The sequence below is a fragment of the Wohlfahrtiimonas sp. XWW7 genome (genome assembly GCF_056716055.1).
On record NZ_CP168033.1, the window covers coordinates 26,193 to 39,414 of the forward strand.

Below are 13,222 nucleotides of genomic sequence, written 5' to 3' on the forward strand. Positions count from 1 at the left end.
AAAAGACTGTTCCCAACACAAGCTAAGGAGTGATCTTATATGATACCTATATTACAAACAGTCGCTTTTCTTGTTTTTATTGTATTGTTGTTTGTATCATCAATTTTGCATGAACGATCAATCAATTATGCTGATAAAATAGCTGAAAAACGTTCTACACAATACTTGTCAATTGGTGTGTATGGTATTGTCATTTTGTTGGTTGGTAGTGTTATATATTTTATTTACCATCAATATATTAATTAGATTTTAATCTGATCCAAATTGAAACTGCCTAAAAAATAGGCGGTTTTTTTTTGTAATGGGCTTGCTTATATTATACTGTACTGTATAATGTATCACATGTTAAGCAGATCGTTTAACTATCTTTGATTAACTAGGTAGGGCTTTATTATGAGCAAGTTTAAAAAAGAATTTATCGACTTATACAACACCATTGCTAGACAAGGTTTTAATAAGCATGAAGTATTTTGTGATTTTTGCGAAGTCAATGCAATTGCCATTTCTAATCGTTTTGATATGGTTCGTTTTGAAAAACGTGAAGCACGTTATTTTGAAATTTTAGCAAAGTATGGTTCTGATAACATCATCACTTTCTCTAAAATGTTGGCAACAACTATCAGTGCTTTAAACGCTGAAATTAGCGATTTTTTAGGCGAAATTTTCATGAGCTTAGAACTTGGAAATGATCGCACTGGTCAATTCTTCACACCTTATACAGTATCTTACTTAATGGCATCATGCTCGATTGATGCATACGAAGTAATGAGCCGTGAATATAGTACGATCTTTGATCCGTGTATTGGTGCAGGTTCAACAACTTTGGGTGCATGTGGTATGTTGCAAAACCATTTAAAGGCTAAGGATGCACCTGATGATGTAAGATACCAAGACAAAATCCATATTACAGGTGTTGATATTGATTATACGGCTGTATGCATGGCATATATACAATTGTCAGCATTAGACATCCCTGCAATTATCATTCATGGTGATTCGTTGAGATTGAAAGAGTGGAATCATTTTTATACACCTGCACACATTATGGGCGGTTGGCATACTAAATTGAAAAATAGAAACGTTGAGACAACAGCATCTATCAAAATTCCTGATAAAGCAGATCAACAAGGTTCTTTTACATTCGATTTTAACTAATAGATTTATGGCGCTATAGTTCCCTATAGCGCCTATACTACGAGGAAATTTTGTGGCTAGAAACACAAAAATCGCTTTAGAAGATTTGGAACATGAAAAGCGCTTAGAAATGGTAATGGCAGAGTTAATCACTTCAATTAAACACATTAAGCCCCAATACAATGCCAGAATTACAACATCGTCAACAAGATTTGTAACTAGCTTCATTGATGGTTTATTGTTAGATGATCCAGTAACCCTATCAGGGATCAGATTTTTAGATGGTAAGAGCCTTACGGCTATTACCAATATTTACACTGCATACGCCTTGAAAACAGGTGATACAATCGAAATTTTATGTAAAAAGTTAAGAGGATAGAACATGGCAAAACCAAAGAAAGCGACGAAGAAAGAAGAAGTAAAAAGCACTTATGCAAAGATCACGCCACAATCTAGAAAAAAGATTGCTGAAAATTCTCGCAACTGGACAGCAAACCAATTGCAAGAGGGAGTATTGCGCCAAATGCGTTTGCAGTTGGAAGCACAAACGTTGAATACGTTTGATGAAATTTACGAACAATTACAAGCAGATGGCGTTGTGAAATCTAAGACAGACACATTCCGCTTGATTCTAAAAGAATACTGTAACAATCACGGTATTGATGAAAACATCACAATTAAATAAAGGATTGTGACTATGAACAATGATTATCAAGCGCTCAACTACGTCCGCCAAGCAATAGAATCGTTTGAGAATGAGAAGCTTTATGCAGGGGAGTTTTCACCAAACGACAAAGGTGCGCTTCCAGGATTATTAAACCTACTCGATAAAGGCGTAAAATTCATGCTCCCAAATCGAGGTGAAATTTTAGAATCTTATGATAAAGCCAAAGCCATTACGGGATTCGATAGAGAGTGGATAGATTTAATGTTTCTGCCCTATCCAATTACAGTTTTTGAATTGCCTTTTGAATATGCCGAGGGTGAAGAAATTGCACAAGTAGCGGGATTTAGCCAACAGATACACGCACCAAAGCGAATTGCATTGTGTTGGAATCCCAAAGAACAAGATGCAGACATACAAACCATTAATCAGATAATTAATAGCAATCATCATGCTTTTAAATTTGTTAATGAAAAGCCCTATTTAGTTGGTGATCTTGATGATTCACCTAACGGATTTTGTTTAGTTGTATTCTATTACAATCAAGACACCAAACGATGGGAGCACACGCCCGCAGGTGGATTTTATCCGTATGAATTTAATGTTGGTCATTCTGATACCACGCTTTATGGCAAACCAATAAACCTATTCCCTGCATTTTTTAGCGCAATAAGCATATTTAACTATCAAAATAACGTTAATCAGGTGATCAAACAGTTATGGCATGACATAGGTTATGAAACTTGGGTTGTGCTTCAGTCATTGTGTGTGTTGAATTGCCAAAACATTGAATCTAAGGACGTTCCTGTACCTGATAAATTACAAAAAAGTAGAGCCAAACGAGGTGCAAAGCCTCTGCACAGTTATAAGGTTTTAGAAATCAAAGCGCAAGGCGTTGGATATTCAAACAGTAAGATTTACAACGTAGGTTCAGGATCATCAAAAAGTACGCATTTAAGGCGTGGACATCTTAGACGTTTAGCGTCTGATAAGGTGATTTATGTCAGAGCAACAATCGTTGGAAAAGCAAATAATTCAGTCATTGATAAAGATTATTCAATTAAAAGTAGCCTAAAAAATTGATTAATGTAAACTTTATCTATTGTCCGCTTACATCTATGAACATTTTTAAGAATGAATAAAAGACTAAAGGAAATATAATGAGCAAAAACAAAATTTTTCAATATTTTTTAAAAGGTAACTCGAAAGGCTTTATCGAAGAAATGGACAAATTTTCTCAAATTAAAGAAATGTCTCAAGAAAAAAAAGCTAATTTTGTTTTCATGATAGCAATAGCAGTTACTTTTATTATCCCTATGGGTATTAGTAGTTTATTGGAAATAATTTTCCCATCTATCACAAGAGAAATCCCTATTCTTATAGGGTTATGTATAGGTATTTGGATGTCCATAGTATCACTTAGAATTATAGTGCGAATAAAAAAGCCTAATATTGACACTCTAATTGAAGAACGCCAATTAAAAAAATAGAATAATCTATACTTACAATTTTAACCGCTATTTAGGCGGTTTTTTTATGCCAGGCATTTTGTATTAAGTATTTCTTTATTGTCCGCTTACAGCATTAGATTCGATCCGATATTGAAACAATGTCAGGTTCTTTTGGGGGGATTTTCGCGGTGCGAAAACCGAGCCACCAATGAATCGAGCCACAAGGCTACGCCTTGCAGTCTCGCCCCTGCGGGTTGGGTCTCTTCCCCTCTTGGGCTACCGCCCGCCAAACAAAAGTTATGTCCGCCCGCATTGTTGGCCAAACGATAAATCGTTTAGCAGCAATGCTAATCACTGCCCTGAATCAAAGTAGTTGCCACGTTGTCATGATCTCTTAACGCTTTCAGTACATAGCCAGGGCAAACTACTTCCCCGAGGTTGTCGCATGAACGAATCTGAACGCATTTACGTCATCACAAAAGCAAGGGTAAATATACGTGCAAAAAACTTTTTGGGATAAAGCCCCAAAAACTTTACGTGTTACGGCCCAAAAACAAAAAACCGTTTTTGGTGCTGCAACACTTTTGCCCGCCCTTGCTTTTCCTCTGCCGATGCGTTTATCAGATTCATGCCGACAACAGCTCTAGGAAGTGATAGCCCCAAAGGGCGAAATGTTACTTCAGCTAAGATCATTCAATCCATGTTGCGCTAAAGCGCAATGCCTACGGCGTGCCTCTTCCAGATAGAAAGTGATTGCCGTTTTTTGTGGGCGCGGGTTCGTATGGCGTGTAAGCCTGATAAACACTGCATTTATTTTGTATTTTGGTGCATAAAGTCGTTGACATTATTATACTGTACTGTATAATGTATCACATGTTAAGCAATTGGCTTAACTTCTTTGATTAACTGGTGAGGTTTACTATGGCTTTTGATTTAACTAAGTACGCGAATGATGATAGTTTTTTATATATGTTATTAGATAGATTAAGAGGTGATTGTGATTACTATCTTGGAAATGGCAATAGATACACGCTTCAATTGTGGGCAGATAGTGAAAAAGAGCAAATCGACACCATGCTTGCGATATGGGATAACTTCCCTGAAGATAAAAAACCCGAGTGGCTCACGCGTGAAAGGATTCTAAAATATAAAGAACAAATGTGCCCTGATGAATAACAAAATATAACCGCCATGATAGGCGGTTTTTTTATTGCCTAATACAATGGAAAATAATGAATTTATTTTGTATTTTGGTGCATAAAGTAGTTGACATTATTATACTGTACTGTATAATAGTGTGTATAGTAAATAATTAACTGGAGGGAATCATGATCAAATGCGTAGAGTGTCAAAAATTACAACCATCAACTGCATACACTATGATTGAAATTCAAGATGAATGTAATATTTGTGATGATTGTGTTGAAAAACAAAATTACAATACTGCAATAGAAATAACAGGATTAAAGTATCTTGAATTTTGTAGTAATTGCATAACAATACCTGCGGTGAAAGGTCATGGATATTGCCGACACTGTTTGAGCCAATAAATTATTAATATTTCTGAATAAAGACCGCATTATATGCGGTTTTTTTTATTGTTTTATTTATGAATATTCTTCTATAAAATTAGTTGACTTTATTATACTGTACTGTATAATGTTTTGTATATTAAGTGAATCGCTTAATTATCTTTGATTAACTAGGAGAATTTACAATGTCATGTTTTGTTGTTTCAAAAGACCATTTAAATAAAATTGTAACTGCGTTAGTAGGCTTAAAATTCATCAAACAAGATGATGCACAGCAAATGTTTAATGATCTGTATGAAGTCAATTACAAATCATACAATGCAAACTATAAGGAAAATCACGATCCTGAATTATTGGCTTTGTATCAATCTACTTTTAAATTAGGTGACATCTATCCAGTCGATAGTAAATATTTTGGGCATGATGCCTGCACGTATTCTTTACTGCTTCAAAAAAGTTTAGAGTATTTATGCGAAGTTAAAAAATTGATTGAATGTTATCTTTATCAATCGGAAGAATTAGAGGGATATGAGTTTTTAGAATGTATCTTGGTGTTATCAAAAGCCGAAAAAAAGATCGGTGACAGCATCATAAGCCGTTTACCGCAATATAAAAGCGCACAGTGGACAATCTAACTCTATAAAGTTAAACCGCTATAAAAGGCGGTTTAACACTCTTCAGCAAGGAATGTGAAATATGTATGCAGTAATTGATAAGAATGATAATTTTGAAATTAATGAAATTGTAGACAGCTTGGACGAAGCGATCCAAGAAGCTAAGAACTTGAGGGAACTAGGTTATAAATGCTCAATTTATAAGATCGAAAGAAAAATCTTTGTTTATAGAATTGGCATGAATAACATCATGAAACGCTACGGCAAGAAGATTAAGCCCTAACCACCAACCGCCATAACAGGCGGTTTTTTTATTGCTTTGCTAACGCTAAAATCCTATCGTGAGTTTAACAACTCACTCAGAATTTAACGCGTTGCAAGGCTTTCAACAGTCATCACACTAATCATTGCTTTAACATTTTTAATCGTACAGGCATTAACTATCTTCAGCTTTAATTTTTTAACATCAATTATAATTAGTGTGAACGTTGCCAGGTTCTTTTGGGGGGATTTTCGCGGTGCGAAAACCGAGCCACCAATGAATCGAGCCACAAGGCTACGCCTTGCAGTCTCGCCCCTGCGGGTTGGGTCTCTTCCCCTCTTGGGCTACCGCCCGCCAAACAAAAGTTATGCCCGCCCGCATTACGGCCAAACGATAAATCGTTTAGCAGCAATGCTAATCACTGCCCTGAATCAAAGTAGTTGCCACGTTGTCATGATCTCTTAACGCTTTCAGTACATAGCCAGGGCAAACTACTTCCCCGAGGTTGTCGCATGAACGAATCTGAACGCATTTACGTCATCACAAAAGCAAGGGTAAATATACGTGCAAAAAACTTTTTGGGATGAAGCCCCAAAAACTTTACGTGTTACGGCCCAAAAACAAAAAGCCGTTTTTGGTGCTGCAACACTTTTGCCCGCCCTTGCTTTTCCTCTGCCGATGCGTTTATCAGATTCATGCCGACAACAGCTCTAGGAAGTGATAGCCCCACAGGGCGAAATGTTACTTCAGCTAAGATCATTCAATCTATGTTGCGCTAAAGCGCAATGCCTACGGCGTGCCTCTTCCAGATAGAAAGTGATTGCCGTTTTTTGTGGGCGCGGGTTCGCATGGCGTGGAAGCCTGATAAACACTGCATTTATTTTGTATTTTGGTGCATAAAGTCGTTGACATTATTATACTGTACTGTATAATGTATCACATGTTAAGCAATTAGCTTAACTATCTTTGATTAACTAGGTAGGGCTTTATTATGAATATTAACGACTGTTTATCTGTATTGGGTTTAGCATCACATGAAGAATCAATCACTATTGATGTAGTGAAAAAAGCTTATCGTGTGGCGTGCTCTAAGTATCATCCTGATAGAAATCCGCAAGGGTTGGAAATGATGAAGATGGTTAATTGTGCATACAGTGCGTTAATGGAGCACCTAGCAAATCCTGAAAATGTGTCTGTATCATTTACAGGTAAAAATACAGAGGATTACGGCGAAGAAGTCAGCAATGCTTTAAATGCTATTTTTGGCTTACATGGCTTGATCATTGAAATTTGTGGGGCTTGGGTATGGGTTACAGGCACGACAAAAGAACATAAAGATGTATTGAAATCAGCAGGTTTTTTCTATGCATCTAAAAAAGTCGCATGGTACTTCAGAACGAAAGATTTTAAATCTCGTTCAAATGGTTCTAGCACGTTAGACCAAATCAGAGACAAATACGGCTCACAAAATGCCACAGGCAAACGACCAAATGCAATACAGCATTAATATAAAATGCCCTGATCAATTCAGGGTTTTTTTATTGTGAAATATTTTGTAATTGATATTACAAAAAGGTTGACATTGTTTTATACTGTACTGTATAATGTTACACATACTGAAGCGATTAGCTTTAATCTTTTACAACTTAGATGGAGTGTTAAAAATGGAAGAATATACAATCGACCCAGGCTTTAAAGTTTTATCAACAAGAGCAGGTTTCTATGTTGGACGCACCTATACCGAGGACGGCATGAGCGGTTTACCATACTCCCGAAATTCGGGTTACTTTGCAACGTATGAAGAAGCAGAAGCGCATCTTCAGAAGATCAACAACGGCGAGGCATCACCAACGCGTTAAAACAGGAGATTTCATGCAATTTAATTATGTTGTTGAGATGACAACAAAGCCCACAGTATATGAACAATATAAAACAGTTATCACATTTACAGCGGGCAATATGTCAGATGATGAAGCCTTTACAAAGGCGGTCAAAGAGGCAAAAGAGGGCGCATTTTTCGATTATACTAAGAGCATGTGGAACTTGGACAAAGTGACCAAGACAGAAGCATAATTTTAATAGTTGGCTAAATTGTAATTGATATTACAATTTAGCCATAAGGAGGTTATTTTGTTTAATATAAGTTTGTCGATTTATTTGGTTATTTTATTTTTTGTTGTAGTCGTAACCTTGATCAATTGGAAAGAAAAACATGCTAATGATTCATGGTTATTAAAAGCTTTAATAAGCCTCTTTATCTATATCATAATCATGGGATTTTTAGAATTGGGCTATAAAAAAATTACCACTGATAATGAATTATATTGGGAAGCCACAGAACAAAGAAAGGCTGAATATTCAGCAAAAGTGGAAGAGCGCATAGAGAAAGAGAAGCAGACTAATAGAGCCAATGGAATGATTGACGGTTCAGGGCTATTTGAGGAAATTTGCTATAGTGGCTCAATTTATTTGATCTTTAAGGAAACAGGTAGTGTCACACCAAAGTATGTAAATGATCGTGTCCAAACCTGCCATATTTAAATCCCGAAAAAGCCCTGATGCCAGGGCTTTTTTTTCGCTTTGCTAACGCTAAAATCCTATCGTGAGTTTAACAACTCACTCAGAATTTAACGCGTTGCAAGGCTTTCAACAGTCATCACATTAATCATTGCTTCAGTGTTTTTAACCGTACAGGCATTAACTATCCTCAGTTTTCATTTTGGAATATCAATTACAATTAGTGTGAGCATTGCCTGGTTCTTTTGGGGGGATTTTCGCGGTGCGAAAACCGAGCCACCAATGAATCGAGCCACAAGGCTACGCCTTGCAGTCTCGCCCCTGCGGGTTGGGTCTCTTCCCCTCTTGGGCTACCGCCCGCCAAACAAAAGTTATGCCCGCCCGCATTACGGCCAAACGATAAATCGTTTAGCAGCAATGCTAATCACTGCCCTGAATCAAAGTAGTTGCCACGTTGTCATGATCTCTTAACGCTTTCAGTACATAGCCAGGGCAAACTACTTCCCCGAGGTTGTCGCATGAACGAATCTGAACGCATTTACGTCATCACAAAAGCAAGGGTAAATATACGTGCAAAAAACTTTTTGGGATGAAGCCCCAAAAACTTTACGTGTTACGGCCCAAAAACAAAAAACCGTTTTTGGTGCTGCAACACTTTTGCCCGCCCTTGCTTTTCCTCTGCCGATGCGTTTATCAGATTCATGCCGACAACAGCTCTAGGAAGTGATAGCCCCAAAGGGCGAAATGTTACTTCAGCTAAGATCATTCAATCCATGTTGCGCTAAAGCGCAATGCCTACGGCGTGCCTCTTCCAGATAGAAAGTGATTGCCGTTTTTTGTGGGCGCGGGTTCGCATGGCGTGTAAGCCTGATAAACACTGCATTTATTTTGTATTTTGGTGCATAAAGTCGTTGACATTATTATACTGTACTGTATAATGTATCACATGTTAAGCGATTGGCTTAACTATCTTTGATTAACTAGGAGTTTAGATTATGTCAGCACAAGCAAATAACTTTGATGTGGTAGCGTTTAAAAAAACAATGGATGCAGTGGGCTACCAAGTATTAACAGATGCATTGGCACTATTAAGAACCAATAAGCATATTTATGCGGGGGATATGCGAGAGCTTTGCAACTATGTGCATAATGAAGTAACGAGCCATAGTGATATTAAATACTATCTCGAAATTGTAGCCAATCCTGGCAACACCAAAAAGATAGTGACAGATATACATTTGATGATCACTGATATACAGCACAATATCAGATCATTGGCATAAAAAAAGGGAGGTTAAAAACCTCCTTTTTTTGTATTTACATAAATGTTATCATAAATATGAATTGCATTATTAGCACACCTGCGACCAATGCAACGATTAGCTTGTTGACGAATGACACATTCGATAAACGGTTATTCACCTTTTGAGTATTTAGGCTCTGCGATTCTTCCAAGTCGTTGAGCCTTTTTTCTATCTCAGCTTTAACCATCGCTTTCATATCAATATTGAGCCTGTTTTGCTCTTGGAGTAATACATTTTGTGTATTGATCGCTTGCTCTAATCCCTCAACTGATATTTTCAAGTCCTTTGATCCCGCCTGAAAATCTCGAATAAGCGGTTCAAGCTCGGTGAGAATCTCAGCATAAAGGGCTTCAACCTTTGTATTGATCATCCCTTTTGCATGTATTCCAAAATCAAAATCATCCGATGATTTCATTAAACACCTCTTCTATTTGCGGATAGTTACTGCGAACAGCTCTAACCAGTGCGATATTGTTTTTTAATCGTATAATTTCACGATCTGTTTTTGCATCTTCTTTGACTTCGCCATTTTTAATCTTGAGCAACAACGTTTGCAACTCTTTACGGTAATCAGTCTGATCTTTATAAACTTCTATTAATGTTTTCTTAGCTCTAGTCAGCATAGAGAACATTTCAATATCCCACAATATAATATTTGGGTTAAATTTGATTTTCTTTTGTGAATTCAAATAGTTCATTGTGATTTCAAATTCATTTTCAATATCACGTTGAACGTTGTTGAATAAAAATTTAATTTTCTTAGGATCAACGCCAATTTCTAATAATGCCTCAGCCATTCTGATAGCATCTTTTTGTTGACGATCTTTTCCTGATACCGTTGGAATTAAGAAAATATCGAAGTCCTCATGTGAACCATCAAATTCCACCATTTTAATTAAGAATGATTCAATGTTACTTGCACCCACATCTATGATTGCTTCATCCAATACAAGTAATTCATTAGACAGCTTGCGGTAATCTGTACCGATGATCACTTCACTTTCAACACCTGATTCGCTAGATGTTTCGTTTACTGTTTCAATTGAGAAAATTTTAGCTTCAGGCATGAATGGTTTCAATACATGTGTTGAAACAGTTGTTTTACCAATTGCACCTGCGTAACTAACCAATGCTACTTTCTTGCTCATAATTTTATCCTCTGTATTTAAAATATATCATGTTCGGTTGTGATAGTTTTTCCACCTGCTTTATTAACTTTCACCCGTTTGTTTACTGGTTTTGATTCTTCATCACCAGTTTGAGGTATTGGATCATTCGATCCTACATCCTCAGAATTTGTAATATCAATTACAATATTTTCACTGCTTTGAATATTCGGTTCTGTATTAACAGTAGCCAAATTATTTTTTGCTGTAATGTTTTTGCGTTGAAATTCAGCTATCGTTTTCCGAAAATATACTTCATCAATTTCAAATCCACCATCCACTAAGGCTTGATGAATTTCTCTAACTGTAAAGCCATTATCCAACTTATTCTGAATATCGTGCATGATTGAAAACACCACCGCCTTTTTACTTTTTGGACGTAACCCGCCCAAAATATCGCTGATATTCATATCGCACCCCATTTGTTAAAGATAGTCGAACTTTTAGACATACTTTGAACATACTTAAAGCATATATCCGACATAGTTTGAACATAATAGACATATTTCAGACATAAAGCAAGCATATTTTATGCATATTTCAGACATATTTTAGACATACTTTAGACATATTCAAAAAGCAAAATGTTTTTTCCCCTTAAAAGGTCAGTTTTGCCCTTAAAATGCGTATAAAATATACAGGAAGATGATAAAATTTTCCCCCTTAAAAACGTTCACACCATACGCAACCTTTCGGTTGCATCAAAAGTGCAATATATTCAATAGGATAATTGCTTTTTAATTTCTTCACAATGTAATACAATATGATCTGTAAGCCTCATTTAACCTATAATTTTTGAGATACATTTTAAATATGGATAACAAAAGAAGTAAAAATCTTTCAATACGCATCCCAATGTCATTATTTTTTGAATTGGAGCTAGAAAAGGAAGCGGGCAAAGGTTCAATCAACGATCAAATAAATCGACGGCTAATTGACGCTCAAAATTTAAACCAGGCACTTAATCAAACCAATCATAGGTTGGAAAATTTAGAAAAAAGTGTAAATGAAATACAGCAATTATTGCTCATAATCTACAAAGGAATAAAAGATGAATAGGGATGATGTAAAGAAAATATCTGCAATACTTTTTTTTGTTTTTCCAATTTTGGGAACAATGATCACACTTAAAAAATTCATGGGCATTGAGGATAAATCTCAAATGCTAAAGGCTCTCACGTCATATTTTAGTCATACACCTTTAATTATTAATCTGATCGTTTGTTTTGTTATTTGGTTAATACTCACTATCGTATTTATGAAAATGACTCAACGGACTTTCCAGGGCGCAGAATATTCTAAATTTTTCAGAGGAAGTAACTTAGTTAAGCCAAGCAAGTTGGCAAGCATGACTGAAGATAGAAATGCAACACAGATTAAGATTGAGGGCATACCAATTCCAACAGAAGTTGAAACACTTCATCACTTCATTGCGGGTGCAACTGGTGTTGGTAAGTCTGTTTTGATCCGAAAGTTTGTTTTTGAAGCCCTAAAACGTGGTGATAGGCAAATCATTGTCGATCCAAACGGAGACATGCTTTCAAAATTTTATAAAAAGGGGGATGTTATCTTGAATCCCTTTGATGCTCGCACTGAAAAATGGTCATTTTTTAATGAAATTAAAAATAGCTTTGACTATGACACGTTAATTAAATCATTGATAACAGAGGGCGCAACAGCAGATGAAGAAAGTTTTATTGGTTATGGTCGATTAATCGTAAAGGAGGCATCTAAACGTTTAAAATTAATTGGTAAAGAAACTATGGATGATCTATTTAAGGTTGCAACAATCATGCCATCTGATCAACTCAAAGAGTTTCTAAAAGGTACTGATGCTGAAAGCTTATTTGACGAGGGTGCAAGTAAGGCTCTTGCAAGTGCTAGATTCACTATCTCTAAAGCATTGTCCGCACATAGAAGTATGCCCACAGGTGATTTTTCAATTCGTAATTGGCTTGAAAACGGTAAAGGTAATTTATACATCACATGGCGTGAAGATATGGCTGAAGCTCTTAGACCACTAATTTCAACATGGATTGATATTATTTGTATCTCTATATTGTCATTAGAAGAAGATAGAAACCGCAAGATATGGCTCAATATAGATGAATTGGCAAGCTTAACAAAATTACCAAGCTTAGAAGATGCTTTAACCAAAGGACGAAAACATGGTTTGCGTGTTATAGCAGGGCTTCAATCAACAGCTCAGCTTGAAAAAATATACGGAAAAGATGAATCAATCATTTTACGCAGTTGCTTTAGAAATATTTATGTATTGGGCGGTGCAAAAACTGATCCCGAGACACGCGATAAATTAAGTGATGCAATTGGTAAACATGAAGTTGAACGCGAGAAAAAATCCACAAGCGTTGGTACAACATCATCAAAAAGTACATCAATTGAAGTCAGAGAGGAACGTATAGTTTCACCTGATGAAATCGCTAATATGAAAAACCTTGAGTGCTACATTGGTTTTGCTAATGGTTATCCAGTGACAAAAATCAAAATGGAATTCATAGAATTTAAAAAGCAAGTTGATCGCATTATTACAGCAGAACACTTGAATTAAGGAATAAAC

The 13,222-nt window shown here is 36.2% G+C and carries 20 protein-coding genes; 15 read left to right on the plus strand and 5 right to left on the minus strand.

Annotated features, from left to right (window positions below; genetic code table 11):
• The first annotated feature begins 393 nt into the window (after positions 1-393).
• The 5 genes from ACA100_RS12400 (at position 394) to ACA100_RS12420 (ending at position 3,288) form a co-directional block, all read left to right on the plus strand.
• The gene (locus tag ACA100_RS12400; protein ID WP_481079150.1) at positions 394-1,155 is read left to right on the plus strand and encodes an N-6 DNA methylase; all 762 of its coding nucleotides are present in this window, start codon (positions 394-396) and stop codon (positions 1,153-1,155) included.
• 52 nt (positions 1,156-1,207) lie between these two features.
• A complete protein-coding gene (locus ACA100_RS12405) occupies positions 1,208-1,513 on the plus strand; it encodes a hypothetical protein (RefSeq protein WP_481079151.1) in 306 nt (101 codons plus the stop codon).
• Positions 1,514-1,516: 3 nt separating this feature from the next.
• On the plus strand, positions 1,517-1,819 hold the full coding sequence (locus tag ACA100_RS12410; RefSeq protein ID WP_481079152.1) for a hypothetical protein: 303 nt from the start codon (positions 1,517-1,519) through the stop codon (positions 1,817-1,819).
• 12 nt (positions 1,820-1,831) lie between these two features.
• Positions 1,832-2,881 carry an AcrVA2 family anti-CRISPR protein gene (locus ACA100_RS12415; protein WP_481079153.1) on the plus strand — a complete coding sequence of 350 codons (1,050 nt, stop codon included), beginning with the start codon at positions 1,832-1,834 and terminating at the stop codon, positions 2,879-2,881.
• Positions 2,882-2,958: 77 nt separating this feature from the next.
• Positions 2,959-3,288 carry a hypothetical protein gene (locus ACA100_RS12420; protein WP_481079154.1) on the plus strand — a complete coding sequence of 110 codons (330 nt, stop codon included), beginning with the start codon at positions 2,959-2,961 and terminating at the stop codon, positions 3,286-3,288.
• 501 nt (positions 3,289-3,789) lie between these two features.
• On the opposite strand, the gene ACA100_RS12425 is transcribed toward ACA100_RS12420, so the two are convergent.
• The gene (locus ACA100_RS12425; RefSeq protein WP_481079140.1) at positions 3,790-3,942 is read right to left on the minus strand and encodes a hypothetical protein; all 153 of its coding nucleotides are present in this window, start codon (positions 3,940-3,942) and stop codon (positions 3,790-3,792) included.
• Between the two features lie 228 nt (positions 3,943-4,170).
• On the opposite strand from ACA100_RS12425, the gene ACA100_RS12430 reads away from it, so the two are divergent.
• From ACA100_RS12430 to ACA100_RS12460, 7 genes are all read left to right on the plus strand, one after another.
• Positions 4,171-4,425, plus strand: a complete 255-nt coding sequence (locus ACA100_RS12430) for an LPD11 domain-containing protein (RefSeq protein ID WP_481079155.1) — start codon at positions 4,171-4,173, stop codon at positions 4,423-4,425.
• Between the two features lie 541 nt (positions 4,426-4,966).
• Positions 4,967-5,416 carry a hypothetical protein gene (locus tag ACA100_RS12435; RefSeq protein ID WP_481079156.1) on the plus strand — a complete coding sequence of 150 codons (450 nt, stop codon included), beginning with the start codon at positions 4,967-4,969 and terminating at the stop codon, positions 5,414-5,416.
• A gap of 61 nt (positions 5,417-5,477) precedes the next feature.
• The gene (locus tag ACA100_RS12440; RefSeq protein ID WP_481079157.1) at positions 5,478-5,678 is read left to right on the plus strand and encodes a hypothetical protein; all 201 of its coding nucleotides are present in this window, start codon (positions 5,478-5,480) and stop codon (positions 5,676-5,678) included.
• A gap of 970 nt (positions 5,679-6,648) precedes the next feature.
• Positions 6,649-7,164, plus strand: a complete 516-nt coding sequence (locus ACA100_RS12445) for a J domain-containing protein (RefSeq protein ID WP_481079158.1) — start codon at positions 6,649-6,651, stop codon at positions 7,162-7,164.
• A 157-nt stretch (positions 7,165-7,321) separates the two neighbouring features.
• Positions 7,322-7,516 (plus strand): hypothetical protein, encoded by a 195-nt coding sequence (locus ACA100_RS12450; protein ID WP_481079159.1) that lies wholly within the window; start codon positions 7,322-7,324, stop codon positions 7,514-7,516.
• A 13-nt stretch (positions 7,517-7,529) separates the two neighbouring features.
• Positions 7,530-7,730, plus strand: coding sequence for a hypothetical protein (locus ACA100_RS12455; RefSeq protein ID WP_481079160.1), 201 nt, complete (start codon positions 7,530-7,532; stop codon positions 7,728-7,730).
• A 57-nt stretch (positions 7,731-7,787) separates the two neighbouring features.
• Positions 7,788-8,198 carry a hypothetical protein gene (locus tag ACA100_RS12460; RefSeq protein ID WP_481079162.1) on the plus strand — a complete coding sequence of 137 codons (411 nt, stop codon included), beginning with the start codon at positions 7,788-7,790 and terminating at the stop codon, positions 8,196-8,198.
• A gap of 589 nt (positions 8,199-8,787) precedes the next feature.
• On the opposite strand, the gene ACA100_RS12465 is transcribed toward ACA100_RS12460, so the two are convergent.
• On the minus strand, positions 8,788-8,940 hold the full coding sequence (locus tag ACA100_RS12465; protein ID WP_481079140.1) for a hypothetical protein: 153 nt from the start codon (positions 8,938-8,940) through the stop codon (positions 8,788-8,790).
• Positions 8,941-9,169: 229 nt separating this feature from the next.
• Here ACA100_RS12465 and ACA100_RS12470 point away from each other — a divergent pair, with 229 nt between their 5' ends.
• Entirely contained in the window at positions 9,170-9,457 is a 288-nt protein-coding gene (locus ACA100_RS12470; RefSeq protein ID WP_481079163.1) for a hypothetical protein, read from the plus strand.
• A gap of 34 nt (positions 9,458-9,491) precedes the next feature.
• Here ACA100_RS12470 and ACA100_RS12475 read toward each other — a convergent pair whose 3' ends face one another.
• The 3 genes from ACA100_RS12475 to ACA100_RS12485 are packed head-to-tail and all read right to left on the minus strand — an operon-like array spanning position 9,492 to position 11,054.
• Positions 9,492-9,893 (minus strand): hypothetical protein, encoded by a 402-nt coding sequence (locus tag ACA100_RS12475; protein ID WP_481079164.1) that lies wholly within the window; start codon positions 9,891-9,893, stop codon positions 9,492-9,494.
• Positions 9,877-10,626 (minus strand): StbB family protein, encoded by a 750-nt coding sequence (gene stbB / locus ACA100_RS12480; protein WP_481079165.1) that lies wholly within the window; start codon positions 10,624-10,626, stop codon positions 9,877-9,879. The genes ACA100_RS12475 and stbB overlap by 17 nt, the downstream gene beginning before the upstream one ends.
• Positions 10,627-10,643: 17 nt before the next feature.
• A complete protein-coding gene (locus ACA100_RS12485; RefSeq protein ID WP_481079166.1) occupies positions 10,644-11,054 on the minus strand; it encodes a hypothetical protein in 411 nt (136 codons plus the stop codon).
• Positions 11,055-11,457: 403 nt separating this feature from the next.
• Between ACA100_RS12485 and ACA100_RS12490 the strand changes: the two genes are divergently transcribed.
• Both ACA100_RS12490 and ACA100_RS12495 read left to right on the plus strand, forming a co-directional pair.
• Positions 11,458-11,703, plus strand: a complete 246-nt coding sequence (locus ACA100_RS12490; RefSeq protein WP_481079167.1) for a hypothetical protein — start codon at positions 11,458-11,460, stop codon at positions 11,701-11,703.
• On the plus strand, positions 11,696-13,213 hold the full coding sequence (locus ACA100_RS12495) for a type IV secretion system DNA-binding domain-containing protein (protein WP_481079168.1): 1,518 nt from the start codon (positions 11,696-11,698) through the stop codon (positions 13,211-13,213). Before ACA100_RS12490 ends, ACA100_RS12495 begins: the two co-directional genes overlap by 8 nt.
• Positions 13,214-13,222: the final 9 nt, after the last annotated feature.

Bases quoted from the DNA above. Each gene is read 5' to 3' on its own strand.
- ACA100_RS12440 (WP_481079157.1), top strand. From the start codon at position 5,478: ATGTATGCAGTAATTGATAAGAATGATAATTTTGAAATTAATGAAATT.
- ACA100_RS12400 (WP_481079150.1), top strand. From the start codon at position 394: ATGAGCAAGTTTAAAAAAGAATTTATCGACTTATACAACACCATTGCT.
- ACA100_RS12435 (WP_481079156.1), top strand. From the start codon at position 4,967: ATGTCATGTTTTGTTGTTTCAAAAGACCATTTAAATAAAATTGTAACT.
- stbB (WP_481079165.1), bottom strand. From the start codon at position 10,626: ATGAGCAAGAAAGTAGCATTGGTTAGTTACGCAGGTGCAATTGGTAAA.
- ACA100_RS12430 (WP_481079155.1), top strand. From the start codon at position 4,171: ATGGCTTTTGATTTAACTAAGTACGCGAATGATGATAGTTTTTTATAT.
- ACA100_RS12475 (WP_481079164.1), bottom strand. From the start codon at position 9,893: ATGAAATCATCGGATGATTTTGATTTTGGAATACATGCAAAAGGGATG.
- ACA100_RS12470 (WP_481079163.1), top strand. From the start codon at position 9,170: ATGTCAGCACAAGCAAATAACTTTGATGTGGTAGCGTTTAAAAAAACA.
- ACA100_RS12450 (WP_481079159.1), top strand. From the start codon at position 7,322: ATGGAAGAATATACAATCGACCCAGGCTTTAAAGTTTTATCAACAAGA.
- ACA100_RS12445 (WP_481079158.1), top strand. From the start codon at position 6,649: ATGAATATTAACGACTGTTTATCTGTATTGGGTTTAGCATCACATGAA.
- ACA100_RS12490 (WP_481079167.1), top strand. From the start codon at position 11,458: ATGGATAACAAAAGAAGTAAAAATCTTTCAATACGCATCCCAATGTCA.
- ACA100_RS12465 (WP_481079140.1), bottom strand. From the start codon at position 8,940: ATGATCTTAGCTGAAGTAACATTTCGCCCTTTGGGGCTATCACTTCCT.
- ACA100_RS12425 (WP_481079140.1), bottom strand. From the start codon at position 3,942: ATGATCTTAGCTGAAGTAACATTTCGCCCTTTGGGGCTATCACTTCCT.
- ACA100_RS12495 (WP_481079168.1), top strand. From the start codon at position 11,696: ATGAATAGGGATGATGTAAAGAAAATATCTGCAATACTTTTTTTTGTT.
- ACA100_RS12455 (WP_481079160.1), top strand. From the start codon at position 7,530: ATGCAATTTAATTATGTTGTTGAGATGACAACAAAGCCCACAGTATAT.
- ACA100_RS12410 (WP_481079152.1), top strand. From the start codon at position 1,517: ATGGCAAAACCAAAGAAAGCGACGAAGAAAGAAGAAGTAAAAAGCACT.
- ACA100_RS12420 (WP_481079154.1), top strand. From the start codon at position 2,959: ATGAGCAAAAACAAAATTTTTCAATATTTTTTAAAAGGTAACTCGAAA.
- ACA100_RS12485 (WP_481079166.1), bottom strand. From the start codon at position 11,054: ATGAATATCAGCGATATTTTGGGCGGGTTACGTCCAAAAAGTAAAAAG.
- ACA100_RS12415 (WP_481079153.1), top strand. From the start codon at position 1,832: ATGAACAATGATTATCAAGCGCTCAACTACGTCCGCCAAGCAATAGAA.